General features: G+C 72.2%; 19 protein-coding genes. 4 read left to right on the plus strand and 15 right to left on the minus strand.

Features of this window, described 5'->3' with window-relative positions; translation table 11 throughout:
• Positions 1-42 precede the first annotated feature (42 nt).
• The 9 genes from ACF1FZ_RS17630 to ACF1FZ_RS17670 all read right to left on the minus strand — a co-directional run bounded on the left by ACF1FZ_RS17630 (position 43) and on the right by ACF1FZ_RS17670 (position 12,595).
• Positions 43-2,025 (minus strand): glycosyltransferase, encoded by a 1,983-nt coding sequence (locus ACF1FZ_RS17630; RefSeq protein ID WP_391774279.1) that lies wholly within the window; start codon positions 2,023-2,025, stop codon positions 43-45.
• Complete coding sequence (locus tag ACF1FZ_RS17635; RefSeq protein WP_391774280.1) at positions 2,022-3,614, minus strand: stealth family protein; 1,593 nt, start codon at positions 3,612-3,614, stop codon at positions 2,022-2,024. The genes ACF1FZ_RS17630 and ACF1FZ_RS17635 overlap by 4 nt, the downstream gene beginning before the upstream one ends.
• 111 nt (positions 3,615-3,725) lie before the next feature.
• Entirely contained in the window at positions 3,726-3,905 is a 180-nt protein-coding gene (locus ACF1FZ_RS17640) for a hypothetical protein (protein ID WP_391774281.1), read from the minus strand.
• Complete coding sequence (locus tag ACF1FZ_RS17645; RefSeq protein WP_391774282.1) at positions 3,895-5,730, minus strand: stealth family protein; 1,836 nt, start codon at positions 5,728-5,730, stop codon at positions 3,895-3,897. Before ACF1FZ_RS17645 ends, ACF1FZ_RS17640 begins: the two co-directional genes overlap by 11 nt.
• A 309-nt stretch (positions 5,731-6,039) precedes the next feature.
• Positions 6,040-8,172 carry a 3-hydroxyacyl-CoA dehydrogenase NAD-binding domain-containing protein gene (locus tag ACF1FZ_RS17650; RefSeq protein WP_391774283.1) on the minus strand — a complete coding sequence of 711 codons (2,133 nt, stop codon included), beginning with the start codon at positions 8,170-8,172 and terminating at the stop codon, positions 6,040-6,042.
• Complete coding sequence (locus ACF1FZ_RS17655) at positions 8,169-9,389, minus strand: thiolase family protein (protein WP_391774284.1); 1,221 nt, start codon at positions 9,387-9,389, stop codon at positions 8,169-8,171. Before ACF1FZ_RS17655 ends, ACF1FZ_RS17650 begins: the two co-directional genes overlap by 4 nt.
• Positions 9,390-9,661: 272 nt before the next feature.
• The gene (locus ACF1FZ_RS17660) at positions 9,662-10,936 is read right to left on the minus strand and encodes an HRDC domain-containing protein (protein ID WP_391774285.1); all 1,275 of its coding nucleotides are present in this window, start codon (positions 10,934-10,936) and stop codon (positions 9,662-9,664) included.
• Positions 10,937-11,053: 117 nt separating this feature from the next.
• On the minus strand, positions 11,054-11,716 hold the full coding sequence (locus ACF1FZ_RS17665; protein ID WP_033300087.1) for a response regulator transcription factor: 663 nt from the start codon (positions 11,714-11,716) through the stop codon (positions 11,054-11,056).
• Between the two features lie 219 nt (positions 11,717-11,935).
• Positions 11,936-12,595 (minus strand): DUF3000 domain-containing protein, encoded by a 660-nt coding sequence (locus tag ACF1FZ_RS17670; RefSeq protein WP_391774286.1) that lies wholly within the window; start codon positions 12,593-12,595, stop codon positions 11,936-11,938.
• A gap of 92 nt (positions 12,596-12,687) precedes the next feature.
• On the opposite strand from ACF1FZ_RS17670, the gene hemE reads away from it, so the two are divergent.
• On the plus strand, positions 12,688-13,797 hold the full coding sequence (gene hemE / locus ACF1FZ_RS17675; RefSeq protein WP_391774287.1) for a uroporphyrinogen decarboxylase: 1,110 nt from the start codon (positions 12,688-12,690) through the stop codon (positions 13,795-13,797).
• Positions 13,798-13,807: 10 nt separating this feature from the next.
• Here hemE and ACF1FZ_RS17680 read toward each other — a convergent pair whose 3' ends face one another.
• Both ACF1FZ_RS17680 and ACF1FZ_RS17685 read right to left on the minus strand, forming a co-directional pair.
• A complete protein-coding gene (locus ACF1FZ_RS17680; protein WP_391774288.1) occupies positions 13,808-15,187 on the minus strand; it encodes an FAD-dependent oxidoreductase in 1,380 nt (459 codons plus the stop codon).
• A 50-nt stretch (positions 15,188-15,237) separates the two neighbouring features.
• Positions 15,238-15,495 (minus strand): hypothetical protein, encoded by a 258-nt coding sequence (locus ACF1FZ_RS17685; RefSeq protein ID WP_391774289.1) that lies wholly within the window; start codon positions 15,493-15,495, stop codon positions 15,238-15,240.
• A gap of 201 nt (positions 15,496-15,696) precedes the next feature.
• On the opposite strand from ACF1FZ_RS17685, the gene hemG reads away from it, so the two are divergent.
• Together hemG and hemQ are read left to right on the plus strand one after the other, a co-directional pair.
• Positions 15,697-17,184 (plus strand): protoporphyrinogen oxidase, encoded by a 1,488-nt coding sequence (gene hemG, locus ACF1FZ_RS17690; RefSeq protein WP_391774290.1) that lies wholly within the window; start codon positions 15,697-15,699, stop codon positions 17,182-17,184.
• Positions 17,185-17,188: 4 nt separating this feature from the next.
• Positions 17,189-17,902 carry a hydrogen peroxide-dependent heme synthase gene (hemQ, locus tag ACF1FZ_RS17695; protein ID WP_391774291.1) on the plus strand — a complete coding sequence of 238 codons (714 nt, stop codon included), beginning with the start codon at positions 17,189-17,191 and terminating at the stop codon, positions 17,900-17,902.
• Positions 17,903-18,186: 284 nt separating this feature from the next.
• Here the strand turns inward: hemQ and ACF1FZ_RS17700 are convergent, their stop codons facing one another.
• The 3 genes from ACF1FZ_RS17700 to ACF1FZ_RS17710 all read right to left on the minus strand — a co-directional run bounded on the left by ACF1FZ_RS17700 (position 18,187) and on the right by ACF1FZ_RS17710 (position 21,407).
• Positions 18,187-18,963 (minus strand): TIGR04222 domain-containing membrane protein, encoded by a 777-nt coding sequence (locus tag ACF1FZ_RS17700; RefSeq protein WP_391774292.1) that lies wholly within the window; start codon positions 18,961-18,963, stop codon positions 18,187-18,189.
• 118 nt (positions 18,964-19,081) lie between these two features.
• On the minus strand, positions 19,082-20,110 hold the full coding sequence (locus tag ACF1FZ_RS17705; protein ID WP_391774293.1) for a TIGR04222 domain-containing membrane protein: 1,029 nt from the start codon (positions 20,108-20,110) through the stop codon (positions 19,082-19,084).
• A gap of 4 nt (positions 20,111-20,114) precedes the next feature.
• Positions 20,115-21,407, minus strand: a complete 1,293-nt coding sequence (locus ACF1FZ_RS17710; RefSeq protein ID WP_391774294.1) for a DUF692 domain-containing protein — start codon at positions 21,405-21,407, stop codon at positions 20,115-20,117.
• 847 nt (positions 21,408-22,254) lie between these two features.
• On the opposite strand from ACF1FZ_RS17710, the gene ACF1FZ_RS17715 reads away from it, so the two are divergent.
• On the plus strand, positions 22,255-23,952 hold the full coding sequence (locus tag ACF1FZ_RS17715) for a DUF4157 domain-containing protein (protein WP_391774295.1): 1,698 nt from the start codon (positions 22,255-22,257) through the stop codon (positions 23,950-23,952).
• A gap of 172 nt (positions 23,953-24,124) precedes the next feature.
• On the opposite strand, the gene ACF1FZ_RS17720 is transcribed toward ACF1FZ_RS17715, so the two are convergent.
• Positions 24,125-24,889: a peptidyl-tRNA hydrolase gene (locus ACF1FZ_RS17720; protein ID WP_391774296.1), complete on the minus strand. Its 765-nt coding sequence runs from the start codon at positions 24,887-24,889 to the stop codon at positions 24,125-24,127.
• Between the last annotated feature and the right edge of the window lie 14 nt (positions 24,890-24,903).

Here is a 24,903-nt window from a genome sequence, read left to right on the forward strand (position 1 = left end):
GCCCGGGCCGGACGGCGGCTGGGTCATGGCCATGCCTCCCCGTCACTCCGCCTTCTCGGCGACACGGACCGAGAGTTCGGTGCCGGCGGTGTAGTACGGCTTCACGAGGACGTCCGGGGCGTCCTCGGACTGCACCACGGCGTTGGGGTAGGCGAAGACACCCTTCACGTCCACCACGTCGGTGAGGAAGCGGCCGAGCCGCGCGACCACCGGGTCGTAGCGCCGGCCCACCCAGAGGTCCCACAGCTCGTGGCGGCCCACGAGCTGCTCGGCAAGGTCCGGGGCGGGAAGCGCGAAGGAGAAGTCGGCGGCGCCCGACGAACTGCCGGGCAGCCAGAAACTGTGTCCCTCGGTCCCGCGACGGCGCATCAGGAGCAGGGGCTCCGCGTCACCGAAGTCGCAGCCGTACAGGGCGCCCCGGAGATGGATGACCCCCTCGGTGACCCAGACCTCGGTGGCCTCGGCGTGACGTTCCCGCGTCCAGGTGCGCAGCGCCAGGTGGCCGCTCCCGGACGCGTACGGAAGCTGGACCACGGTGCAGTCGGGACCGCTGGCCACGGGACCGAAACCCCTCAGGTCGAGCGCACCCGGCCGCACCTTCGCGGGTTTGCCCTCACCGGTGTCCAGATGGACGTCCCAGCGGCCCTCCGTGAGCACGTCCGGCTGCGGCGGGACCACCGCGGTGTAGAGGTGCGGCCCCAGGTGGCCGGCGGGCAGCAAGGGCAGCCGGACGGGTCGTTCACCGCGCGCGGCCTTGCGCCTGCGCAGGACGAGCCGCAGATCCTCACGGCCTTCGCGCACCCCAGCCAGGTGCAGAGCGATCAGGCCGTCCGCCTGCACCGCGCAGCCCACCGAGACCTCGGCGGCGGGGCGGCTCTCCCGGCGGGTGCGCCGGGACATCCTGATGACCTTCTCGAACCGCCCCGCCGCCGCCTCCGGGCCGTAGCGGTGGGAGTCCTGGAGCGCCTGACGGCCCATGCCCGTCCGCAGGGCCTCGTCCTCGACCAGACGCGACAGGGCGGCGCCGAACGCGTCCACGTCGCCGGCCGGGGTGAGCAGACCGTTGGCCTCGTGCCGGACGATCTCGGAGGGGCCGCCGGGGCAGTCGGTGGAGACCACGGGCAGGCCGCAGCGCATGGCCTCCGCCAGCGCGATCCCGAACGACTCCCGGTCCGACGTGCCGGCGGCGATGGCGGAGGCCGCCCAGTGCGCCTCCAGCCCGGGCTCCTCCATCATCAGGAAGACGTGGTTGTACAGGTCGAGATCGGCGACCAGCGAACGGAGCGCGCCGTACTCGGGGCCGGTGCCGAAGATCCGCAGCTGCCAGTCGGGGTGGCGTCCGGCCACCTGGGCGAAGGCCTGGATCAGCAGGTCGAAGCGCTTCTCGGGGACGAGCCGCCCGGCAGCCATCACGATCCGCGACCGCCCGTCGGCCGGCCGCACCCTGGCGTCGGGCACGCAGTCGGGGTGGGCGTACACCGCGACGCCACCCGGCAGGCCCGCCTCCGTGACGGCCAGCGCCTCGGCGCCGCTCGGCACGATGACGGCGTCGAGCCGGCCCAGTCCCGCCCAGGCGCGGCTCTGCTCCTGGGGGGACAGGACGGTGCTCAGCTGGTGCAGCTGGCCCAGCCGCAGCGCCCTCGGGCGGCCCCAGCGCGATACGTACGCGGCCAGCTCCAGGCTGGTACCCACCACCACCTGGGCCTGGGTCCCGGTGAGGTACTCCTCCACCTTGTCGTCGGTCAGCCGGCTGTAGCGCCAGGACATCTCCTGCGTGCGCGGGATGACCACGGACGGGCTGAGCCTGCGGATGTCCTGCTTGTCGGGCCGCCGGCCCTCCCGCAGGTCCAGGAGCGAGAGGCCGCGCACGCCGTGGGCGGGCGCGACGGCCGGACGGTCGAGCCAGCGGAAGACCGAGACGACCCGGACCTCGTGCGTGTCGGCCAGCGCACCGGCGAGGTTGAGGACGGCGCGGGTCGCCCCGTCCGCCGCGAACACGTTCTGGACCAGGAAATCGATCTTCACCGCTGTGCCGGCTTCTCGTAAGGACTGGGAAGGGGGAAGTACGCCTCGAAGAAGGGGTGGATCAGCGCCTCCTGGTCGGCCACGTCGTCCTCGGTGGTGAACGAGTCGTTCACACAGAAGACGGCCGCGTCGCGCCGCTTGAGCAGCCGGTCGAGTTTCTTGGAGAGCTGGACCATCGAGAGGTGCAGATAGGCGTACGGAATGGTGTCGGGCACCCCGCGCTCCGTGAAGTACGAGTAGTACGGATACATGCAGGTGCCGACGTCGATGTCGGTCCTGCTGCGGAACCTCGCCGCCGCGGTGGCACGGAACACCTCGGCGAACTCCCGTTCCATCTCCTCCAGCACACTGCGCCGCAGCGGCACGGGCGTGTGCTTCATCGCGTCGATGATCGTGCGGCCGAACCTCTCCTCCAGGAGGGCGCGGACGTTCTTGCGGGCCACCTCGTGCGGCAGGTCGTCCGGCCGTACCGGGCCCATCGGGATGCGGACCGTGTCCGGGTAGTACTTCGACGCCCCGTTCGGCAGGAAGAACTCGTGCGGGGTGACCGGCCTGCCCACGAACACGTCGTCGTTGAAGTGGATGAAGTGCTCGGAGAGCCCGGGAACACGGTGCAACTGCGCGCTGATGGCATGCGAGTTGAAGACCGGCAGGCGGTCCGTCTCCCGGAAGATCTCGCGGTGCGAGACCACGGTGATGCCCTCGGCGGCCTCGTCCAGCCAGCGCGGCACCTGGTCGTCGGTCACCAGGAAGATGTGGCGGACCCACGGGGCGTACACGTGCAGCGAGCGCATCGAGTACAGCAGCTCGTCGCGGTTGATGTAGCGCCCGGCGCTCGCGGACTCCTCGTGGAAGACGTCACCGGACGCCTCGGCCCTGCGCCGCTGCCAGGCCGGGTCGTCGCTGTCCACCCAGGTGTAGACGACGTCGATGGGAAAGGTGATCTCGTCCGGCCCGGTGCAGACGAATTCCCGGCGGGTCGGAAGGCCGGCCGGTTCCGGCTTGCGCCCCCAGCGCCGCTGCTTCGGCGCCGGCTCGGTCCGGAGCGGAGGCGCCAGCCGGGAGAAGCGGTGCGGCGAGACGAGCGTCATCTCCCCCTCCAGGGGGAGGAAGCTCGCGCCCCGGTTGATCCGGGGCGGCAGCAGGCGCCCCTCCTCCTCACGCCAGAACTCGATGTCGCAGCCGTACTCCGTGCCGTACACCAGCTCGCCCGAAGGATCGGCCTGGAACCAGATGGCCCGCAGCACGTCCACGCTCTCCATGTCCTGCCAGGAGGCCTCCCGGGCACCCGGGTGCAGCAGTTCGCCGGTGCGCCGGACGGGGACCCTGCGCTGGATGTACCCGGGGCTGCGGCTGAACAGCGACCGCAGCGTCTGGGACACCCGGCCCCGCTGGGTGTCGCGTACGCCGACTGCCGAGGAGGTGTCCTCCGTCCCGGGCACCACGAAGTGCTCGACGCCGGCCTGCGTCAGCGCGGTGGACACCAGCTGGAGGTGCAGGGCGCGCACCGCCAGGGGCGTCAGGCCCGGCTGGACGTGGGCCAGCCGCCGGTGCATGCCGACGGGGATCTCGTGCATGCCGACGGGCACGGCCCGACTGGGCCGTGCAGCCGTTGTGTCGATCGGATGGATCACCGAATACTCCAGAACATCGTGCGCCGTCGAGGCGCCGGAAGGACTCCGCCCACCCGGGCGGCCCGGTCAGACGGAGGCGGCCGGCCGACCGGCCCCCACGGGCACCGTGCTCCGCCGCGCGGCGGCCTCGAGAACGGCTTCGGCCACGGCGGCCTGGCCGCTGCGCAGCACACGCACCGCGGCCTCCATCTCGTCCTCCCCGGTCACCGGAGCGCCGGCCCGTATCACCTGGGGGTCAGTAGTCATGGGTTCCGCTCACACAGTTCGGCAGGCCGAAGGCGGGCTCCGGCCGGATGGCGGCCACCGGGCCGGGGGAGAGCCGGGGGACACCCGGCCCAGGTGATTCGTACGGGCTGGGCACGGGGAAGTACGTCTCCAGGAACGCCTTGAGCATCGCGGTCCTGGCCTCCGCGGTGTCCGGGTCGTCCACGGTGTCGTTGATGCAGAACGTGTGGTAATCCCGTTGCGCGAGCAGCCTGTTGAGGTGCCTGCCGGTATTGGGGGCGGCCAGGTCCAGATAGGTGTAGCGGATCCGCCCCGGTACCGAACGGCTCGTCTGCTGCCCGTAGTAGTGGTGCAGCGACGAGGTGATCGACAGGTCGGTCGGACTGCGGAAGTGCGAGTGCTGTGTCTGCCGGTGCTCGACGGGGTAGCGGTCCTCGATCTCCTGGAGGATGTCGCGGCGCAGCGAATGCGGCACGTGCTTCATCTTCCTGGTCAGCACACGGTCGAACGTCCCCGCGATGACGACGCGGTTGTTCTTCGCGGCGATCTCCGACGGCGGGTCCTGAGCCGAGGGCGGGGTCATCGGGACGAGCGCGTTGGAGGGGAAGTACTTCGAGAGCCCGTTGGCGTGGAAGAAGTCCTCCGGAGTCACGCTGCGGCCGAGGAAGACGTCGTCGTTGAAGTACAGGAAGTGGTCCGAGAGCCCCGGGATGTGGTGCAGCTGGCTCTCGATGGCATGCGAGTTGAACGTCGGAAGGGCCGAGGCGTTGCTGAAGATCTCGCTGTGCGGGACCACCTCGAGCCGGGGGTGGGCGGTGCGGAGCCACGTGGGCACCTGCCCGTCCGTGACCAGGTAGATGGTGCGCAGCCACGGCGCGAACTGGTGCAGCGAACGCAGTGAGTAGCGCAGTTCGTCACGGCTGGTGAAGCGCGCGGCGCTCACCGCCTGTTCGTGGTAGTCGGTCCGGCCGAGCGCGGTGGCCCGGCGGCGGATCCACTCGGGGTCCGCGCCGTCGACCCACGTGTAGACCGCGTCGACGGGAAAGGTGACCTCGTCGGGCAGGGACAGCGTGAACTCGGACCGTGTCCCGACCTCCGGCGTGGGGCCCACCAGGCCGCTGACCGGACCGGTGAAATGGCTGACCGGCACCCGCACCGGGATCTCCGCGGCGACCACGGCGGTCGCGGTGAGGTTCGGGACGGGGGCGAGCAGCAGCCCGTCGTCCTCGTTCCAGTACTCGATGACGCACGCGTGGTTGGGGCCGAGCGTCCACCGGCCTTCGGGATCGGTGAGGAGCCACCACATCCGCAGAATCGATTCAGCTGAGGTCTGGGACCAGGAGGCGCGCTGATCCGCGTGCAGCGGCTTGCCGCCGGCGGCGCCGCCGGCCATCAGGGCGCCCGCGGAGAGCCCGCTCACCCGCAGCGCCCTCTCGGTGCGCTGCCGTTCGCCCGCCGGTACGCCGACGGCGGTCATGGTGACGGAATTGCCACGCACACAGAAGTACGGGATGCCGTGGCGTTCGAGCACGTCCGTCACGCGCAGGAGGTTGGTGGCACGGGCGATGGACGGCGTCAGCCCTTCCGTCACCTCGGCGGCGCGCACGCCTCGCGCGTACCAGACCAGCTTCACGCCCGGCCTGCGGGCGTCGCGCCGCAGGCGCTTGCTCAGCCGTACGCCCAGGTGCTTGCGCAGGACGCGCGATGTCGTGCCGAGCCCGGAGAGGCCGTGCTGGAGGATCAGCCGGTTGCGGGCCGGGAGGAGCCGTACGAGGAAGTGCCTCAAGGCGTGCGGCAGCACGCGCCGGTAAAGGCGCAGCAGTGTAGAGGCCTCCGGGTTGCTCATCGCTCGTCCACTCCGTGTTCCCCCGCTCGGCCTCACGGCGAGCAACCATCACGCGTCACGGCGACAGTGCGTCGGGCTCGGCAGGCGGAGCGCGGAGGTGGGGATCCGCCGGAAAATGCAGCCAAGTGAAGCAAACGTGTCGCAGAGGTGAAGAATAACAAGATTCTAAGGTTGAGTTCGCAATTAAATGGTTCCGATTCGGCTACGTATTCGACTTTTCCGTACACACGGAAGCGGGCCGTACGGTGATCCGTACGGCCCGCTCCGCGCTGGTCACGCGGATTCGGTGAGGAGGTGCGGTGCGATGCCTCAGGCGGGAACGCTCGCCACGCCCTGCTCCAGGAACCGCTTCCCGTTGACCCGCTCCGAGACGCCCTCGCGGTCCAGGTACGGCGTGATGCCGCCCAGGTGGAAGGGCCAGCCCGCGCCAGTGATCAGGCAGAGGTCGATGTCCTGGGGCTCGGCGACGACGCCCTCGGCCAGCATCAGGCCGATCTCCTGCGCCACCGCGTCCAGGACGCGGTCACGGACCTGGTCCTCCGTCAGGACGGTGTCGCCCTGCTCGAGGAGCGCCGCGACCTCCGGGTCGAGCTCCGGCTTCCCGGAGTCGTAGACGTAGAAGCCGCGCTTGCCCGCCTTGACCACGGCCGCGAGGTTCCCGGAGACCGTGAAGCGCTCCGGGAAGGCGCGGTTCAGGGTCTCGGAGACGTGCAGGCCGATGGCCGGCCCGACCAGCTCCAGCAGCACCAGCGGGGACATCGGCAGGCCGAGCGGCTCGATGGCCTTCTCCGCCGTCGCGACCGGGGTGCCCTCGTCGATGATGTTCTGGATCTCGCCCATGAAGCGGGTGAGGATGCGGTTGACGACGAACGCCGGGGCGTCCTTCACCAGGACCGCGGTCTTCTTCAGCTTGCGGGCGACGCCGAAGGCCGTGGCCAGCGAGGCGTCGTCGGTCTGCTCGCCGCGCACGATCTCCAGGAGCGGGAGGACCGCGACCGGGTTGAAGAAGTGGAAACCGACGACCCGCTCGGGGTTCTTCAGCTTCGACGCCATCTCGGTCACCGAGAGGGACGAGGTGTTCGTGGCGAGGATCGCGTGCGCCGGGGCGACCGCCTCGACCTCCGCGAACACCTGCTGCTTGACACCGATCTCCTCGAAGACGGCCTCGATGATGAAGTCGGCGTCGGAGAAGCCCTCCGCCTTGTCCAGCACACCGGAGACCAGGGCCTTCAGCCGGTTGGCCTTGTCCTGGTTGATGCGGCCCTTGCCGAGCAGCTTGTCGATCTCGGCCCGGACGTAGCCCACACCCTTGTCGACGCGGTCCTGGTCGATGTCCGTGAGGACGACCGGGACCTCCAGGCGGCGCAGGAAGAGCAGGGCGAGCTGGCTCGCCATCAGGCCCGCGCCCACGACGCCGACCTTGGTGACCGGGCGGGCCAGCGCCTTGTCCGGCGCACCGGCCGGGCGCTTGGCGCGCTTCTGGACCAGGTTGAAGGAGTAGATCCCCGAGCGCAGTTCGCCGCCCATGATCAGGTCCGCGAGGGCCTGGTCCTCGGCGTCGAAGCCGGCACTCAGGTCACCGCTCTTCGCCGCGGCGATGATCTCCAGCGCGCGGTAGGCCGCCGGGGCCGCGCCGTGCACCTTGGAGTCCGCGACGGCCTTGCCGCGGGCGACGGCCTGGTCCCAGGCGTCACCGCGGTCGACCTCGGGGCGCTCGATCGCGATCTCGCCCTTGAGGACCGACGCGGTCCAGATCAGCGACTGCTCCAGGAAGTCCGCACCCTCGAAGATCGCGTCGGCGATCCCGAGCTCGAAGACCTGCTTGCCCTTGAGCTGACGGTTCTGGTTCAGCGAGTTCTCGATGATCACCGACACGGCACGGTCGGCGCCGATCAGGTTGGAGAGCAGCACGCAGCCGCCCCAGCCGGGGACCAGACCGAGGAAGACCTCGGGCAGCGAGAACGCGGGCAGCGCCTTGGAGACGGTGCGGTACGAGCAGTGCAGGCCGATCTCGACGCCGCCGCCCATGGCCGCGCCGTTGTAGTACGCGAACGTCGGGACCGCGAGGCCGGAGAGGCGGCGGAAGACGTCGTGACCGCCCTTGCCGATGGCCAGCGCGTCCTTGTGCTCCTTGAGGAGCTCGACGCCCTTGAGGTCGGCGCCCACCGCGAAGATGAACGGCTTCCCCGTGACACCCACGCCGGTGATCGAGCCCTCGGCCGCCTCCTTCTCGACCTGGTCGATGGCGGCGTTCAGGTTCGCCAGCGACTGCGGGCCGATGGTGGTCGGCTTGGTGTGGTCGAAGCCGTTGTCCAGCGTGATGAGGGCGAACCGGCCCGCGCCGCCGGGAAGGTCGAGGTGGCGTACGTGTGCCTGCGTGACGACCTCGCCGGGGAACAGCTCGGCCGCGCCCTTCAGAAGCTCAGTGGTGGTGGCGCTCACTTGTTGCCTCCGTCGAAATTCGGGTTCTCCCAGACGACCGTCGCGCCCATGCCGAAGCCGACGCACATGGTCGTCAGGCCGTAGCGGACCTCCGGCTGCTCCTCGAACTGGCGGGCCAGCTGAGTCATCAGGCGGACGCCGGAGGAGGCGAGCGGGTGGCCGTAGGCGATCGCGCCGCCGTACTGGTTGACGCGCTGGTCGTCGTCGGCGATGCCGTAGTGCTCCAGGAACGCGAGCACCTGCACGGCGAAGGCCTCGTTGATCTCGAAGAGACCGATGTCGTCGATGGAGAGACCGGCCTTGGCCAGGGCCTTCTCCGTCGCCGGGATCGGGCCGTAGCCCATGACCTCCGGCTCGACGCCCGCGAAGGCGTACGACACGAGGCGCATCCTGACCGGGAGGCCCAGCTCGCGGGCGGTCTCCTCGGACGCGAGGAGCGAGGCGGTGGCGCCGTCGTTGAGACCCGCGGCATTACCGGCCGTCACGCGGCCGTGGGCGCGGAACGGGGTCTTCAGCCCGGCCAGGGACTCCAGCGTGGTGCCCGGGCGCATCGGCTCGTCGGCGGTGACCAGGCCCCAGCCCGTCTCACCGGCCTCCGCGTTGGTACGGCGCACGGAGATCGGCACCAGGTCCTGCTGGATCTTGCCGTTGGCGTAGGCCTTGGCGGCCTTCTCCTGCGAGCGGACCGCGTACGCGTCGGCGCGCTGCTTGGTGATCGACGGGTACCTGTCGTGCAGGTTCTCCGCCGTCATGCCCATGAAGAGGGCGGACTCGTCGACCAGCTTCTCCGAGACGAGGCGCGGGTTCGGGTCCACGCTCTCGCCCATCGGGTGGCGGCCCATGTGCTCGACACCGCCGGCGATGACGACGTCGTACGCGCCGAAGGCGATGGATCCGGCCGTCGAGGTGACGGCGGTCAGCGCGCCCGCGCACATGCGGTCGATGGAGTAACCGGGCACCGACTGCGGCAGACCGGCCAGGATCCCGGCGGTACGCCCGAGGGTGAGGCCCTGGTCGCCGATCTGGGTGGTCGCGGCGATGGCGACCTCGTCGATCTTCGCGGGGTCCAGGTCCGGGTTGCGGCGCAGCAGCTCCCGGATGGCCTTCACGACGAGATCGTCGGCGCGGGTCTCGTGGTAGATGCCCTTCGGGCCCGCTTTGCCGAACGGGGTGCGGACGCCGTCGACGAAGACGACGTCCCGGATGGTACGAGGCACGGTGGCTCTCCTCCAGGGTGCGGGATGGCACTGCTGCGGGCGCACACATCGGCGCGCCACGACCCTCATGCTACTTGCGGGTAACCAGACTGCCCACCCCCCACCACCGGAGCGGTGAACGTCACATGCGGGAGGTGCGTCACCCATGGTCCGGGACAGCCGGGTAACTGGCGTGAAATCGACCCTCCTGGATGAGGCGGCCCGGGGTGCGGATCCGACACGGGTACGCCCCCTGCCGGATCGGCCAGGGGGCGTACGCGTGCCGGAACGTGTCAGGCGCTCGTGTCCAGGGCCCGCAGCAGCAGGGGGCCGACCTGCTCGATCTGCCAGTGGCGTGCCCCGTGACCGGCCAGCGCGGCCTCGACCGCGTCCGGGGTCAGTGCCTTGGGCGGCTCCCAGCAGAGCCGGCGCACGGTGTCCGGGGTGATCAGGTTCTCCTGCGGCATGCGCAACCGCTCGGCGAGCTCCGACACCGCGGTGCGGGCCGCCGACAGCCGGGCGGCGGCGGCCGGGTCCTTGTCGGCCCACGAGCGGGGCGGCGGCGGCCCCGCCGGCTGCTGGCCGGGCTGCGGCAGCTCCGACTCGGGCAGCGCCTTGGCGCGGTCGACGGCCGCCTGCCACTGCTCCAGCTGGCGGCGTCCCATACGGGACCCGAAGCCGGGCAGCGCGGTGAGCGCGGTCACGTTCACCGGGAGCGCCAGGGCCGCCTCGATGATCGCGGCGTCCCCGAGGACCTTGCCGGGCGAGATGTCCCGCCGCTGCGCCACCTGGTCCCGGGCGGTCCACAGCTCCCGTACGACCGCGATCTGACGGCGGCGGCGCACCTTGTGCATGCCGGAGGTCCGGCGCCAGGGATCCTTGCGCGGGGGAGCGGGCGGCGCCGAGGCGATGGCGGCGAACTCCTCCAGGGCCCATCCCAGCTTGCCCTGCCGGTCCAGCTCCTCCTCCAGGGCGTTGCGCAGGTCCACCAGCAGCTCGACGTCGAGCGCGGCGTAGCGCAGCCAGGGCTCGGGCAGGGGGCGGGTGGACCAGTCGACCGCGGAGTGGCCCTTCTCCAGGGCGTAGCCGAGGACGTTCTCCACTATCGCGCCCAGGCCGACACGCGGGAATCCCGCCAGCCGCCCGGCGAGCTCCGTGTCGAACAGAGAGGTCGGGGTCATGCCTATGTCGCGCAGGCAGGGCAGGTCCTGGGTGGCGGCGTGCAGGATCCACTCGGCCCCGGTGAGGGCCTGGCCGAGCCCGGACAGGTCGGGGCAGCCGACCGGGTCGATCAACGCGCTCCCCGCGCCCTCGCGGCGCAGCTGCACCAGGTAGGCGCGCTGGCCGTATCGATAGCCCGAGGCTCGCTCGGCATCGACGGCGACGGGGCCGGTGCCGGCGGCGAAATCCGCGATCACCCGGGCCAGCGCGTCGTCGGTCGCCACCACCGGGGGGATGCCCTCGCGCGGTTCGAGCAAGGGGATCGGCGCCGGGGCGACGTCGTCCGGGGGAGCGCCCCCGGTGGTTCGCAGTGAAGTGTCTGCTGCGGTCTCTTGGGCGTCGGTCACATGCCAAGGGTATCTGTGTATGCGCGTCGCCCGTCGACGGAACGTTCCGTCGACGGGCGGCCATGCACGTAAACCGGCCGGTTACGCATCCGCGCAGGTGCCGGCGGGGCCGGGCGGTCAGTGGATGATGCCCGTACGCAGGGCCACGGCGACCATTCCGGCGCGGTCTCCGGTGCCGAGCTTGCGGGCGATGCGGGCGAGATGGCTCTTGACGGTGAGTGCGGACAGGCCCATGGAGACGCCGATGGCCTTGTTGGACTGGCCTTCGGCGACCAGGCGGAGCACCTCCACCTCACGGCCGGAGAGTTCGCGGTAGCCGCCCGGGTGGCTCGGGGAACCGGGGGGCCTGCGGTGCATACGGGCGGCGTTGGCGCCGATCGGGGCTACGCCGGGGCGGGTGGGGTGGCCGATGTTGGTGCGGGTGCCGGTGACGACATAGCCCTTCACCCCGCCCGCGAGGGCGTTGCGCACCGCGCCGATGTCATCGGCGGCGGAGAGGGCGAGGCCGTTCGGCCAGCCGGCGGCTCGGGTCTCGGACAACAGGGTCAGCCCGGAACCGTCGGGCAGGTGGACGTCGGCAACGCAGATGTCGCGTGGGTTGCCGACGCGGGGGCGGGCCTCCGCGATGGACGACGCCTCGATGACGTCACGAACTCCGAGGGCCCACAGATGGCGGGTGACGGTGGAACGGACGCGCGGGTCGGCCACGACGACCATGGCCGTCGGCTTGTTCGGGCGGTAGGCGACCAGGCTTGCGGGCTGCTCGAGGAGAACGGACACCAGGCCTCCTGGGGAGTGGCGGGACGGGCCGGCTCGGGGGTGAAGCCGGGGCGATCCGTGCTTGAAGGGTCATTGACCTCTTCGGCAGCAGGTGCGTCCTCCTTTAGAGGAAGATCACGATTTAGTGAGTAACAATTCGGGCAAATAGGACATGCGATCGATTGTACGAAAAGGGAGCCGGTCCCTGTGCGACCGGCTCTCCCCGAAGGTGACGCAGTGTCATGGGATCCGAGGTCCGCGCCGCTGGGGCAGCGTCACCACCGCCGCTTCGGCCGTGTCCGACGGCGGAAGGCCGGCGAGCTGGCAGAGCAGATCACCCCACGCGACCAGATGCGCCCCCATGTCCGGCACCCCGCCGCGCCCCTCGCGGGGCGTCCACGAGGCCCGGATCTCGATCTGCGTCGCCGGGCGGCGCGCGGACAGCGCACCGAAGTAGTGCGAGCCGGCGTGCGTCACCGTGCCTCCGGCCTCGCCGTACGGGAGGCCCCGGGCGTCCAGCGCCCCGGTGAGCCAGGACCAGCACACCTCGGGCAGCAGCGGGTCGGCCGCCATCTCCGGCTCCAGTTCGGCCCGGACGAGCGTCACCAAGCGGAACGTCCCCTGCCAGGCGTCGTGCCCGGCGGGATCGTGCAGGAGGACCAGGCGGCCGTCGGCGAGGTCGTCCTCACCCTCCACGACGGCGGCCTCCACGGCATACGCGTGCGGGGCGAGCCGCTGCGGCGGCCGTGTGGGCTCGACCTCCAGTTCGGGGCGCAGGCGCGCGGAACGCAGCGCGTCGACCGCCGACCGGAACGCACGCGGGACGCTGTCGCCGTCCACGCTCTCCTCGCTGTCAGCGCCATCGGAATGATCGGAAAATTGTCCCTGAGCCGGAGCCATGCGGGGAAGAGTAGGCGGAACCGGGGCGCCGCGCAGGGAGGGACACCCACGCGACGTCAGGGTCGTTGTCACTCCGTGCGAAGATTCTGTGCGTGAGTGCCAACGACCTTCCCCCAGAGCTCAGCTCCGTCCGATCCGGGGAGGGCCCGTCCTCGGGCCTGCGGACAACCCCCGCCACCCATGACTCGGCGTTCCTGAAGGCGTGCCGCCGTGAGCCGGTGCCCCACACCCCGGTCTGGTTCATGCGTCAGGCGGGGCGCTCGCTGCCCGAGTACCTGAAGGTCCGCGAGGGCGTCGCGATGCTCGACTCCTGCATGATGCCGGAGCTGGTCACCGAGATCACGCTGCAGCCCGTACGCCGCCACAAGGTCGACGCCGCGATCTACTTCAGCGACATCGTCGTACCGCTCAAGGCCATCGGCATCGACCTCGACATCAAGCCCGGCGTCGGACCGGTGATCGCCGAGCCCATCCGCACCCGTGCCGATCTGGCCCGGCTGCGCGACCTCACCCCCGAGGACGTCCCGTACGTCACCGAGGCCTTCCGCATGCTCACCGCCGAGCTCGGCGCCACGCCGCTGATCGGCTTCGCCGGTGCGCCGTTCACCCTCGCGAGCTACCTCGTGGAGGGCGGCCCGTCCCGCAACCACGAGCGCACCAAGGCCATGATGTACGGCGACCCGGAGCTCTGGGCCGACCTGCTCGACCGGCTCGCGGAGATCACCGGCGCGTTCCTGAAGGTCCAGATCGAGGCCGGCGCGTCCGCGGTCCAGCTCTTCGACTCCTGGGTCGGCGCCCTCGCCCCGGCCGACTACCGCCGCTCCGTGATGCCGGCCTCCGCGAAGGTCTTCGACGCCGTCGCGCCGTACGGCGTCCCGCGCATCCACTTCGGCGTCGGCACCGGCGAGCTGCTCGGCCTGATGGGCGAGGCCGGCGCGGACGTCGTCGGCGTGGACTGGCGCGTCCCGATGGACGAGGGCGCCCGCCGGGTCGGCCCCGGCAAGGCGCTCCAGGGCAACCTCGACCCGGCGGTGCTGTTCGCGCCGACCGAGGCGGTGGAGGAGAAGACCCGCGAGGTGCTCGACGCCGCCGCCGGTCTCGAGGGTCACATCTTCAACCTCGGACACGGAGTCATGCCGGCCACCGACCCGGACGCCCTGACCCGCCTCGTGGAGTACGTCCACCAGCAGACCGCGCACTGACCGCCCACGGCTAACGGCCCGCCGCCCGCACCGCCGACACGGCCTTGCGGGCGGCCACCAGGACCGGGTCCCACACCGGGGAGAACGGCGGGGCGTAGCCGAGGTCGAGGGCCGTCATGGCCTCCACCGTCATCCCGGCGGTGAGCGCCACCGCCGCGACGTCCACGCGCTTCGCCGCCCCCTCACGGCCGACGATCTGCACCCCGAGGAGGCGTCCGGTCCGGTACTCCGCGAGCATCTTCACCGTCATCGGCTTCGCCCCCGGGTAGTAGCCGGCACGGCCCGTCGACTCGATCGTCGCCGTGACGTAGCGCAGGCCGACCGCCGCCGCGTCCTTCTCGCGCAGTCCGGTCCTGGCGATCTCCAGGTCGCAGACCTTGCTCACCGCCGTGCCGACCACGCCGGGGAACGTGCCGTAGCCGCCGCCGACGTTGGAGCCGATGACCTGGCCGTGCTTGTTGGCGTGGGTGCCGAGCGCGATGTGCCGGGTGCGTCCGGCGACGAGGTCCAGGACCTCGACGCAGTCCCCGCCCGCCCAGATCGCGTCCTGCCCCACGACCCTCATCGACAGGTCCGTCAGGAGACCTCCGTGCGGCCCGAGCGGCAGTCCGGCTCCACCGGCCAGGGCGGTCTCCGGCTCGACCCCTATGCCGAGCACGACGACGTCCGCCGGGTAGGTGTCCGCGTCCGTGGCGACCGCCGTGACCCGGCCGTCCGGACCGGTGTCGATCCGGATGACCGAGGCGTTGTTGACCGTGGTGATGCCCAGTCCGTCCATCGCGTCGTGGACCAGTCGCCCCATGTCCGGATCGAGTGTCGCCATCGGCTGCGCGCCGCGGTTGAGCACCGTCACCTCGAAGCCGCGCTTGAGCATCGCCTCGGCCATCTCGACACCGATGTAGCCCGCGCCGACCACGACCGCCCGGCGCCCCGGGGCCCGGTCGAGCGATTCCAGGAGAGCCTGGCCGTCACCCAGGCTCTGCACGCCGTGGACGCCCGGAGCGTCGATCCCGGGCAGAGCGGGGCGCACCGGCCGGGCACCCGTGGCGATCACCAGCTTGTCGTAGTCCGTCCAGTACGTCTCGCCGCTGTCGCGGTCCAGCGCCCGGACACGGCGCCCCGCGACGTCGATCTCCGTCACCTCGGTGCGGGTGCGCAGATCGATGGAACGGGCCCGGTGTTCCCCGGGCGTACGGGCGATGAGGGCGTCGGGCCCCTCGACGTCGCCGCTCACCCAGTACGGGATGCCGCAGGCGGAGTACGACGTGAAGTCGCCGCGTTCGAAGGCGACGATGCTCATCTCGTCCGGGCCCCTGAGCCTGCGGGCCTGCGAGGCGGCGGACATGCCCGCCGCGTCGCCTCCGACGACCACCAGTCGCTCCGCCGTCATGCCAGGTCCCTTCGCCGCCGTATGCAGGATCAGGGCCCACGCTACGGTGCCTACGGGGCCGACGGGCCCTGCGTGGCACCTCCGGCGGCGCCGATCGCCACCGCGTTCCACCGCGGCGTCGTCATGAACGCGTCCCGGGCCGCCGGCCGTGCGTCCAGGAAACCGGAGTCCCTGCCGGCCTCGTACGGTTCACCGAGTTCGGGGGCGGCCGCCGCCGGCGAGGCGCGGTCCTGCGGCGACTCCTGCCGGGCGGGAAGCGGCTCCGGACCGGCCCGGCGGCTGCCCGGTTCGGCTCCCGGTGGCACCACCCCGGTGAGTTTCCCCGCCTCGGCCGTCAGGCCACGGACCCGCGCGACGCTCGCGCGCCGGGGGAGAGACGGCTCCCCACGTCGACGGCCTGGCCGGTGACGTCCTCGGCGTCCGGCCTGCGGACCCGTGCGCGGGGCGCCTGCCTGCGGTTTCGAAGTGGTCACGTCCGGGCCTCGGGACGGGTTTGAGAGAGTGGACCCATGCAGCGTCCTCTTCAGCGCGACACCACACGCACGGGCCATGCCGTCGTCATCGGCGGTGGCATCGCCGGACTCGCCGCCGCCCACCGGCTGCTGGCCTCCGGCCTCCGGGTCACCCTCCTGGAGGCGACCGCGCGGCTCGGCGGCAAGCTGATGACCGGTGAGATCGCCGGCACCCGGGTGGACCTCGGCGCCGAGTCGATGCTCGCGCGCCGGCCCGAAGCGGTCGAGCTGGCGACCGCGGTGGGGCTCGGCGACCGGCTCCAGCCGCCTGCCACCGCCACCGCCTCGGTCTGGACCCGTGACGCCCTGCGCCCCATGCCCCAAGGGCACGTGATGGGCGTACCGGGTGACCCGGCAGCGCTCAGCGGCGTGCTCTCGCCCGAAGGCCTGGCCAGGATCGCCGAGGAGCGCGACCTCACCCCGACCGCCGTCGGGGACGACGTCGCGGTCGGCTCGTACGTCGCCGACCGGCTCGGACGTGAGGTCGTCGACCGGCTCGTGGAACCGCTGCTCGGCGGGGTCTACGCGGGTGACGCCTACCGGATCTCGATGCGTGCGGCCGTGCCTCAGCTCTTCGAGGCCGTGAAGGAGGGCGGCCCGCTCCTCGACGGCGTCCTGCGCCTCCAGGAACGGGCCGCCGCCCGGCAGCGGACCGGTCCGGTGTTCCAGGGCATCGAAGGGGGCATCGGCACCCTGCCGGGCGCCGTGGCCGCCGCCGTCCGGGCCGGAGGAGGGGAAATCCTCCCCGAGACCCCGGTGCTCGGCCTGACCCGCACCGGCGAGGGCTGGGACGTGCGCACCGACAGCCGGGTGATCGCCGCCGACGCCCTCGTCCTGGCCACCCCCGCCTGGTCCGCTTCCACGCTGCTCGCCGCCGAGTGCCCGGCCGCCTCGGTCGAGCTCGCGGCCGTCGAGTACGCCTCGATGGCACTGGTCACCATGGCCTTCCGGCGCTCCGACGCCGAGGGGGCCGACGCGCTCCGGGGACGGTCCGGATTCCTCGTGCCGCCCGTCGACGGGCGCACGATCAAGGCCGCCACCTTCTCCAGCAACAAGTGGCAGTGGGTCGCCGACGCGGCTCCCGGCCTCTTCGTGCTGCGTACCTCCCTCGGCCGCTACGGCGAGGAGGAGCACCTCCACCGTGAGGACTCCGAGCTCGTCGACGCCTCCCTGGCCGATCTCGCCACCGCGACCGGGCTGACGGCCCGGCCTGTGGACACCGGGGTCACCCGGTGGATCGGCGGGCTGCCCCAGTACCCCGTGGGTCATCTGGCCCGGGTCGCCCGGATCCGCGACGAGGTCGCCAAGCTGCCCGGACTGCGGGTGTGCGGAGCGGTGTACGACGGCGTCGGGATCCCGGCCTGCGTGGCGAGCGCGCACCGTGCAGCGGACGAGATCGTGCGGGATCTCACGGGTCCCGCCACGGGAGAGATCGACAACACGCCGACCCGGGTTCGGGGCGCCGGTGGCGAGGCGGGACAATAGCCGTATGAGCGCGCCAGAAAAGCTTCCGAACGCAGGTAAGAAGGCCAAGGACCTCAACGAGGTCATCCGCTACACCCTGTGGTCCGTCTTCAGGCTGAAGGACGTCCTTCCCGCCGACCGCGCCGGTTACGCCGACGAGGTCCAGGAGCTGTTCGACCAGCTCGGGGCCAAGGACGTCACGGTCCGGGGCACTTACGACGTGTCGGGTCTCAGGGCCGACGCCGACCTGATGATCTGGTGGCACGCCGAGACCTCCGACGAGCTCCAGGAGGCGTACAACCTCTTCCGGCGCACCAGGCTGGGCCGCGCGCTGGAGCCGGTCTGGTCGAACATGGCGCTGCACCGCCCCGCCGAGTTCAACAAGTCGCACGTGCCGGCCTTCCTGGCCGACGAGACCCCGCGCGACTACATCAGCGTGTACCCCTTCGTGCGCAGTTACGACTGGTACCTGCTGCCCGACGAGGACCGCCGCCGTATGCTCGCGGACCACGGCAAGATGGCCCGTGGCTACCCCGACGTGCGTGCCAACACGGTCGCCTCCTTCTCGCTGGGCGACTACGAGTGGGTCCTCGCCTTCGAAGCCGACGAGCTGTACCGCATCGTCGACCTCATGCGTCACCTGAGGGCCTCCGAGGCGCGGTTGCACGTCCGCGAAGAGGTCCCGTTCTACACGGGGCGCAGGAAGACCGTCGCAGAATTGGTGGCCGGACTCGCATAGCCAGCGTTTCCGGTCATCCCGACCCGGAAGATCAGTTGACGGGCAACGGTGTGTGAGACGCCGCCCGTCGTTCCAGCGACACCGGGTCCGGTGCCGGGCGCACATCGGCCGACGGCCGGCGGACTGTCGTGGCCCGCGGGGGAGTCAGCCATTCCTCCCCGCGGGCCGCCGCTCCTCGCCGGTCCGGCCGATGTGTCCCGGGCCGAACAACTGGATATGACACCACCAGGGCCGCTCCCGTCGCCGGGAGCGGCCCTGGTGGTTCACGGTCTCCGACCGGTGGGTCAGCCCCCGGTCCGCGTCCCGCTCAGCATGGCCGCACGCAGGTCCGGGTCCTCCAGCGCTCCGACGCCCCGGACCGCCACCGCCGCCAGGAGGTCGCGGTCCGCGCCGTGCGCCGGGGCCGGCAGCGAGTCCAGCCAGCGCTGCCCGGACGGGGAGGCCCACGGGCTGTACGGGTGGTTCTCCACCCGGGCGATGGCCAGGCAGCCCAGCGTCAGCACGAGCGGCAGCCCGAACCAGGCGGCCACCGGACCGGCGTGGCCCGTCTCCTGGCCGGGCGTCAGCAAGGCGACGGCCGCCAGGACCACCACCAGGACCGCCGCGCCCCGCACGGCCCGCACCGCCGCCTCCGTGCTCGTCCGGGTCCCGTGCGGCACGGCGAGGCCCGCCGCGACGAGCCGGTCGGCGAGGGCGCGCACGGCATCGGCCGCCGCGGCGGCGGCGCGTAGGGGGGCTATCCGGGACTGCCCGCCCGGGCCTATCGCGCGGATCACGGTGCGCTCGACCTCGTCCCGCCCCTCCGGGTCGACGACCGTCGCCCAGCCCGTGCGGGCGAGCAGCAGCCGGCGCCGCAGGTGCATGGAGACCATCGCCAGGTCGGCCACCCGCTGCGGTCCGCCGGCCAGGAACGCCGTCTCGTACAGATTGAGTTCGTGGGAGAGGGGGGTCCGTGCGGCGCGGTGCGACCGCTCGGCGGCACCCGCGGTGACGAGGCACAGCCGGATACAGGTGAGGGCGGCCGCGCCCCATGCGACGAGAAGAAGCAGGACCCAGAGCATGGCGGAGTTCTATGCGAAACCGGCAGGGGAGCACCATGCCTTGTTCACGATATGGACTTAAGACGGTCACAGGTGGTCACCCGTGGCTGAATCCGTATGCCTGCCAGCTCCACGCTCCTCAGGAACTGCTGCCGCAACCGGACCCACCGCCGCTGGAGCCGCCGCAGCTCGATCCGCCGCTCGACCCACTGCCGCAGCTGGACCCGCCGCCCCCGCAGGCGGCCCCCGAACCACAGGCGGACCCCGGTCCCGGGTCGCCGCCCCCGCCGCCGGAACTGCCGCAGCTCCCACCGCCGGGACTCGCACCGGCGCACCACACCACCGGGACCAGCGCGGCGGCCGTGACCGAGGAGGCGTCGGACGGCGGGACCGACGAGCCGCGCCCGGCGGGCCGTTGCCGTGCGGCCGCCACCAACTGCGCCCGGAGCCCCGGCTCGGGAAGCGCCCGCAGCCCATGGACGGCCACCAGGAGGGCCGGGCCGGTCACATGGGCGTACGAGGCGCGGAAGCCGTCGAGGGCCCGGCGTCCCGCGTGCGTGATCCGCCTCCGGGCCGACGCCGCGGCGAGCAGGCCGATCAGGCCACCGATCGCCAGCGCGGGCAGCACTTTGACGACGAACGGGTACGGAGTGTCCGCGTAACCCGGGTGCAGGCCGTACTGGACGAAGGTCAGGACCAGGCTGACGGGAACACCGACGGTGCAGACCGTCACCTGGGTGATCGCCCACCGGCGGCGGGGCCGGCTCCGGTCCGGCGCGACCAGCAGCCCGCGGGCGGCGAGCCCGTCGCCGATCTCCTGCACCGCCGGATGCCGCATCACGGCCTCCCGCAGGGTGTGCAGGGCCCCGCTCGGAGCCGCGCCCAGCTCCTGGAGCACGGCACGCTCCACCGCGTCACGGGCCTCGGCCTGCTGGTGAGCGGCGACGATGCCCGGGCCGCCGACCACGAGCCGCCCGTCCGCGTGCAGGGCGGTGAGCGCGGTGTCCACGACCCTGGCCGGTCCGCCGGCCAGGAAGGCCGCCTCGGAGAGGTCGTGCAGCTGGACGCCGGTGGAGCCTCGGCGCCGCCCCGCTTCGAGGGTCGCGATGACCAGGAGTGCCGAGGAGACGGCCACGGCGAGGGTCAGCAGGAGGGCGAGGGCGTTCACGGGGTCACCTCCCCAGGAGGGCGGTACGGGCCGCGCGGACCAGGCGGGCGCCGCGGCGCGGCGGACGTGGCGCCGCACGGTCCTGCCACCACCGGGTCAGCCTCCGCCTGGCCCCGTCGTCGGCCGGTCCACCCGCGATGAGCAGGTGCTCGGCGAAGTCGAGGGCGTCACGGCGGTGACCGGCGGACATCGGCCGGTTCCCGGCGTACTCGAGGAACGCCCTGCGGTAGCCGTCGCCGAGGATCCCGGGCAGTTCCGGTGCGACCCTGGCGACGACGTCGGCCCGCTTCGCGGCCAGGGCGCGGCTCTGCACCTCCAGGCGCCGGTGGTCGAAACCGTCCGGCGCGGGCGTACCGGCCACGAGGGAGGAGAGCAGCGCGGTCTGCGCCACGGCGGTCCGGTCGCGGGCCCCGGCGACGCGTGCGGCGGGTTCCGCGGGCCGGGCCGGCCGCTTCCGGCCGCTCCTCGGAGCGGTGGCGGCGGCCTCCAGCGTGTCCCGGACCGCGGTCAGTTCACCGGCCAGCTCCTCGGCCGGAGGGAAGTCGTCGTCCCGCTCCAGCAGGACCCCCGGCGGGTCCACGCGGGAGCGGAGTTCGCTCAGCACGTCCAGGACGGGGCGTGTCACGGGGTGGGCGTGCGTGTCGTGCCAGACGCCGTCCTTCTCGACGCCGCCCGCCACATGGACGTACGCGATGGCCTCCACCGGCAGTTCGTCCAGTGCGGTCGCGGGGGCCTCACCGCGGTTGACGTGGTTGGTGTGCAGGTTGGCGACGTCGATCAACAGCCGCACGCCGGTGCGCTCGACCAGTTCCGCGAGGAACTGCCCCTCGGTCAGCTCCTCGCCGGGCCAGGAGATCAGCGCGGCGATGTTCTCCAGGGCCAGGGGGACGGGCAGCGAGTCCTGCGCGATCCGTACGTTCTCGCAGAGCACGTCCAGCGCGTCCCAGGTCCGCGGCACCGGCAGCAGATGGCCCGCCTCCAGTACCGGCGAGGCGGTGGGCGGCCCTCCGGCGCGTACGAACGCGATGTGCTCCGTCACCAGGGGCGCGCCCAGCAGCACGGCCCGTGCGGCCAGACCTGCGAGACGGCCCGGGTCCGGACGTCCGGCCCCGCCCAGGCCCAGGGAGACCCCGTGCGGCACGACCGTGACCCCGCGTTCCCGGAGACGCACGAGGGGCTCGGGGAGATGGTCCGCGCAGAGGTTCTCCGCGACCGCCTCCACCCAGTCGATCCCCGGCAGAGCCTCGACGGCGTCCGCGATCTCCGGCCGCCATCCGATGCCGATTCCGAGCTTCATGGTGTCCCTCCCCGTTCCGTACAGGGGTGATGGCCCCGCCGGGTGCCGCCGAACCCGAAAGGGGGGACGTTCAGAGCTGGATCTGAGGTTCCCGGACCGTTGCCGGTGGTGTCGCGCGGGCGGAGCCGGTCCCAGGACCGAGCGGTGGGGCCACGGCCGGAAGCACCGGGCGGGAGGCGGGCGGCCGCGTGCGCCAGGCCGCCGGAACCGGCGAACCGGTGTGCTCCGGCACCGTGATGGGGCCGGGCACCGTCCGCCGCGCCGGAGGCCGGCTGCCGCACCTGCGCGACAGGCCCCGGCCGCTCGCCGGGAGCGGGTCCGCCGGGTGGCCACGCCGGACGTGTCCGGACGGGCCGGCGTAGGACCACACGGCAGAAGCGGGCGCGGCGGCCGGTGCGGCGATGACGAGGGCCGTTCCGTCGATGCGAGACGCCTTCCGGGCAGATGCGTGGCAGCGCCGGACCGGCCCTCGACCGGTACGGGGGCGATCTGCTCGGCGGTGGTGCCGGTACGGCGGCAAGGGGAGGCGTGTACGCCGGCGCAGGGGTGTTCAGCCGGGCGGGAAACGGGGGTGCGGGTCCTGCCCGTCATCTCCCGCGAGAGAGCGGGGCCTGCGTCCTGCGCGTCTCTCACGCCACGCACCCACCGGCCGGACCCGGCCATTGTCGGACGAACAACCGCCGGTGGCAATCAAGTTGAGTAGTATCCCCGCATCGCGGCGTTGTTCCGGTCGAGTACGTTCGGGGAGTCCCGTCCCTTCCGGGCCGCCCTCGTCGTCCTTCTGTCCCGCAGCCGGCCGGCAGCATGAGGACCCGTCTTGTGCGTGCCCCCACGAGAGGAGACAGCCATGCGTGCTGACAGGCAGCAACGCCTCGCGGAGTCCGACCGCACCCGGGGGCTTCCCCGGCGTGCCGACCAGGCCCCGGCCTCCTCGCACTCAGGGACGGCCGCTGCCGGGCCCGTCGGGCGGATGTCTCCCGCAGCCGCGCTCTCCCTCCAGCGGACACTCGGCAACGCCGCGGTCGCCCGGCTGGTGGAGCGGGAGCGCCCCCCGCACGGTGCGGGGTGTGACCACGGTGCCGCCACGCAGCGGGTCGCCGACGAGCAGGCCGTACAGCGTGATGCCATGGCCCGGGTGGACGCGGTGACGCGCACCTCGGGCAGGCCGATGAGGGCGGACGTCCGGCACAGGATGGAGAACGACTTCGGCGGCGAGGACTTCGGCGGTGTCCGCGTCCACGTCGACCGCGGTTCGGCCGAGGCCGTCGGGGCCAAGGCCTACACCACGAAGACCGACCACATCGTCTTCCGCAGCGCGGCCGACATGGACGACCACACCATGCGCCACGAACTGCAACACGTCCGCCAGCAGCGGGCGGGGCGTGTGCCCTCGGGCGTCAGCGATCCCGCCGACCTCCTGGAGCGCGACGCCGAGAGCACGGCGACGAGGCTGGGGCAGGGGGCGGCAGGCGGCCGGCGTTCCGTGGCCCGGGAACAGAGCCACACCCCGGTGACGGCCCCGGCTCAGGACGGCGCCGTCCAGCGGATGGTGTTGAAGACCGCACGCGGCTTCTACGACAAGTGGGCCGGCACGGGGCCGGCTCTCAGGCCGGACCAGAAGAAGTGGCTGTGGAGCAAGCTCACCGAACACGCGGGCGGCGACGCGAAGGTGAAGAAGTTACCGGAGGCCGAGGCCCTGGAACTGCTGGCCCGCAAAGGAATCGACAGGGCCGCCATGGACGCGGAGCTGGGGCCCGGCGCTTCGGCTGCGCCCCCCGCACAGCAGGAGTCGATGGAGCAGTACGCGGTGAAGGCTGAGAAGACCGTCGCCGACGCTGATCGCATCTGGCGGGAGAAGGCGAAGGAGATACCCAGGCTCGAGAAGGTGGCCTTCGCGATCGAGGGCCTGGGCAGGGGGACGGTCGGAATGCTCAGGAGTCCTTCGGGTCCCAAGCATCCCGGCATGCTTTCCTGGTTCTCGCACGGCTACGAGGACAAGCACCGCATCTCCATCGACACCAGGAGGAAGTACGGCTTCGCCGTGCAGGAGGAGCAGAGCCTGAACCGGATCGGCGCCTCGGCCGAGGTCTTCGCATCCCTGCCCGACGCTTTCGCGAACTCCGTCATCGAGCCCACCAACGACGCCCCCGGCATGTACGTCCAGCCCCACCACGCCACCGAACTCACGCTGGAGATCGACCGCGTGGTCGGGCTGGTGAACGACTGCGACGTGGCGGTTCTGATGGACTTCGAGTGGGCGGACGACAGCGTGCTCGCCGCTGAGTACGCCGAAGCGCGTAAGGCCGAGACCCCACCCCTTCCCGTCATCATCGAGAAGGCGCAGGCGTTCAGCGGATACAGCGCGCTGCTGATCTACGCCTGCCGCACACCGTGGTCCGTGAACGCGGCGGTCCAGGGGAGCAAGAAACTGAAGGCGGACCTGCAGAAGGAGCTCATGGAGCAGGGGCTCTCCGCCGCCGAGGCGGACAAGAAGGCGCAGGAGAAGTACGAGGCATCTCCCCGGACGGGCGAGGTCTACCCGTAGGAACCCCTCGCCCACGCTCCCCGGCGCTTTCGCACGGCGCTGCGGGTGCGTCTGCGTCCGGTCCTGGCGACCGGCCCCTTCCCGGCCTGGCATCCGTGCCGTGAACACGCGCCCACGACCGCACCAGGAGCCGTACGGGGCGTTCGCCGGCGGTGCCGGACAGCGGGTCAGGTCAGCGGCGCAGGGCCGGGTGGTCGGCGACGACCGTGCAGGAGCCGGGGGCGACCTCGGTGAAGCCGGCGTCCCGGACCACCGGCAGCCCGCTCGCGGCGAGTTCGCGCCAGCGGGCGGCGTCAGGGATGGCGACGGACAGCGGGAACCCCGCCTCGCGCCAGGCCTTGCGCTCCGTGTCCGACAGCTCCCACCAGGCGAGCTGCGCTCCGTGCCCGGCCTGTGCCATCGCCTTGCCGGCCGACATGGCGACATCCGGATTCATCCACAGCACAGCACCGGCCGGATCGGGCGCCGCCGGGGGCTCGGGATCGTCCAGGTCGGTGCCCGAGACCTGGAGCTTGGCCAGCTCCCTGGGCCAGCCGTCCAGGGGCACCGGAGGGAACACCCGCACCTCGGCATGCCCACCCGCGACGGTGATCCCGGGCAGCGCGGACGCCTTGCGCCATTCCGCCCCGCGCGCCCGCCGGACCACCTTGCGGATCCGGGCGTCCTGCCAGTCCCGCACGGCCTGCGCCCACTCGCCCTCGGCCCTACCCTCGTCCTCGCCCTGGGAGCGGGGGTCCGACAGGATCGTGAGCACCGCGCGGGCGGCGGTCACCAGGGCGTCGTTGCGCGCCGGAGGGTCGGTCTTCTCCAGGTGCACCACCAGCGGCAGCACGAACTGCGGGGCTTCGTCACGAGGCGTCGGCTCCGTGCGGAACGGGCTGCCGGAGGGGGCCTCCGGCGCTGCGGGGAGGGGCTCGGAAATGCTGTCGCTGGTCACACGCCCCAGTGTGC

Origin of the sequence: Streptomyces sp. NPDC014623, from assembly GCF_043088245.1 — a bacterium.
Classification (GTDB): Bacteria; Actinomycetota; Actinomycetes; order Streptomycetales; family Streptomycetaceae; genus Streptomyces.